The 2639-nt window shown below is 72.6% G+C and carries 2 protein-coding genes; one reads left to right on the forward strand and one right to left on the reverse strand.

Annotated features, from left to right (window positions below; all coding sequences use genetic code 11):
* Positions 1–30: 30 nt before the first annotated feature.
* The gene (locus tag FNQ90_RS19090; protein ID WP_182607490.1) at positions 31–1395 is read right to left on the reverse strand and encodes a DUF4032 domain-containing protein; all 1365 of its coding nucleotides are present in this window, start codon (positions 1393–1395) and stop codon (positions 31–33) included.
* A 113-nt stretch (positions 1396–1508) separates the two neighbouring features.
* Between FNQ90_RS19090 and ligD the strand changes: the two genes are divergently transcribed.
* A complete protein-coding gene (gene ligD, locus FNQ90_RS19095; protein ID WP_182607491.1) occupies positions 1509–2534 on the forward strand; it encodes a non-homologous end-joining DNA ligase in 1026 nt (341 codons plus the stop codon).
* The last annotated feature ends 105 nt before the right edge of the window (positions 2535–2639 follow it).

Here is a 2639-nt window from a genome sequence, read left to right on the forward strand (position 1 = left end):
GACGACGGGGCGTGCCGGCGGGGCGGGGGCTCAGACCCCGTCCGGGGGCGTGTCGCCACCGGACCGTCCGACGACCCGTTTCCCGTCGACTCCTCCGGCCGGCTCGGCGTCCCCCACCGGGTCCACCGCCACGCCCTCCCCTGCGTCGAGGAGGTCTCCGTCCTCCCCGATCGGGGCGAGGGCGCTGGGCAGCGGCGGGTGCGGCACGTTGCGCACCCAGTCCTCGACGGTGGCCTCCATGCCGACGTCACGCTGGGCCTGCTCGGACAGGTACCAGCGGTGTTCGAGCAGCTCGTGGTAGATCTGCGGGGTGTCCATGCGTTCCCGCAGGTCGCGCGGGACGGCACGGACGGCGGGGCGGAAGACGTCGCGAACCCATCGGTGGGCCAGCACCTCGGGGCGTGCCCCCAGGGGGTCACCGGGCGCGTAGTCCTCCTGGGAGGCCATCCAGGTCTCCAGGTCGTTGAGCAGGCTCCGGGCCTGGTTCTCCTCGGCGTCGAGGCCGGTCAGCCGCAGCAGTTGGCGCTGGTGGTGACCGGCGTCCACGACCTTGGGCAGGAAAGTGACGGTGTCCCCGTCCGGGGAGCGCTGGATCTGCATCTCGGCCACGTCGAAGCCGAGGTCGTTGAGACGCCGTACCCGCCGGTCGATGTAGTGCCGCTTGGCCCGGGGATAGACCGAGGTGCGGGTCAGCTCGTGCCACAGCTCGCCGTAGCGCTCGACGATGGCCTCCCCGAAGGGGATGGGGTCGATGGAGGGGTGCAGGGAGCCGCCCGCCTCCAGGTCGAGGAGTTCGCCGGAGATGTTGACCCGCGCGACCTCTAGGTCGTACTCGCGCTGGCCCCGGGTGAGCTGCGGCTGGATCTGGCCCGTCTCGGCGTCGACCAGGTAGGCGGCGTAGGCCCCGGCGTCGCGGCGGAAGAGGGTGTTGGAGAGGGAGCAGTCGCCCCAGGCGAAGCCGTTGAGGTGCAGCCGCACCAACAGGACGGCCAGGGCGTCGAGAAGGCGGCGGACGGTGTCGGGACGCATGGTGGTCTCGAACATCGCCCGGTAGGGCAGGGAGCCCTTCAACTGTCGCGTGATGAGAACCGGTTCGAGGGGTTCACCCCGGGGGGTGGCCCTGCCGGTGACGACCGCCACCGGGTCGACGGAGGGCACTGCGAGCCGGTCGAGGTCGCGCAGCAGGCCGTACTCCCGGATGGCCGCCCACTCCCCCACCTCCTTGACGGCGAAAACCTCCCCGCCCGCGCGCGCGAAGCGCACCACGTGACGCGAGATGCCCCGGGGCAGCGCCACCAGGTGCTCCTCGGGCCAGTCGACGAGCGATACGTCCCAGGGCAGGTCCAACAGGGTCGCCGGGTGCTCGGGGTCGGTGGCGGTGATGCGCAGATCCATGCCATCAGTGTGCGCCGGCGCGAAAAAGAGTGGCACGGGAGGGCTCGGCACGGAAGGGCTCGGCACGAGGCGCCTCCGTGCCGACCGGGGGCTCCCGTGTCACCCTCGACACCATGACGGCAGGTGACGGAGAGAGCGACACGAGCCCCGGGAACGCCCGGAACGCCCGTGGCGGCCGGGACCGCGAGCACGGCGAGAACCCCGCGGGCGGCGAAGGGGGTGAACAGCCGGGGGGCGGGGAGCGGATCGAGCGGGAGATCGCCGGTCAGCGGGTCGTCTCCACCCATCCGGACCGGGTGATCCATCCGGCGACGGGCACCACGAAGCGCGATCTGTGGGCGTACCACGAGGCCGTGGCGGAGGTCCTGCTGCCCCACCTGCGGGATCGCCCGCTGAGTTTCCTGCGTTACCCGCGTGGGGCGGAGGAGCCGGTGTTCTTCTCCAAGAATGTCCCGCCGGGCACACCGGAGTGGGTGGAGACCTGCGGGGTGCCGCGCCGGGACGGTCCGGATGTCCCGCAGGTGGTCATCAACGACCTTCCGGCGCTGCTGTGGGCGGCGAACCTGGTCGCGGAGTTCCACGTGCCCCAGTGGCGGTGCCCGGCCCCCGGTATGGCCGACCGCCTGGTGCTGGACCTCGACCCGGGTGCGCCGGCGGGTATCGCCGAGTGCTGCGCCGTGGCCGTCCGATTGTGCGAGCGGTTGGCCGCGGACGGCCTGACGGCCTGCGCCAAGACCTCCGGTTCCAAGGGACTGCACCTGATGGCCGCCCTTCGGCCCACTCCGGCGGAGGAGGTCACGGAGTACGCGCGACGCCTGGCGGAGGAGACGGCCGGGGAGTCCCCGGAACTGGTGGTGTCCACGATGGAGCGTTCGCGGCGGTGGGGACGGGTGTTCATCGACTGGAGTCAGAACGCGGCGGCGAAGACCACCGCCGCGCCCTACACCCCCCGGGCTCGACGGGAGCCGACGGTATCCACCCCGCTGACACCGGAGGAGCTGGCGGAGGGGGTCGAACACCCGGAGCGACTGCGGTTCACCATCCCGGGGATCCCGGCACGGGTGGAGCGGTTGGGGGATCCGGCGTCGGTGTTGTCGGATCCGGCGCGGGCGGCGTCCCTGCCGGGCACGCGCCGGTAGGACCCACCGGCCGCGGTCCCGCCACGCGGCTTTCCTGCGGCGGACATGGTGGCGGGAGACCCGGTGACGGCGGACGTGGCGGCGGGTCCCGTCTCAGGGGCCGGT

This window comes from Streptomyces alkaliphilus, assembly GCF_014141535.1.
GTDB classification, from domain to species: Bacteria; Actinomycetota; Actinomycetes; order Streptomycetales; family Streptomycetaceae; genus Streptomyces; species Streptomyces alkaliphilus.

Excerpts from the sequence above, each read along its gene's own strand:
- FNQ90_RS19090 (WP_182607490.1), bottom strand. The coding sequence starts at position 1,395 with ATGGATCTGCGCATCACCGCCACCGACCCCGAGCACCCGGCGACCCTG.
- ligD (WP_182607491.1), top strand. The coding sequence starts at position 1,509 with ATGACGGCAGGTGACGGAGAGAGCGACACGAGCCCCGGGAACGCCCGG.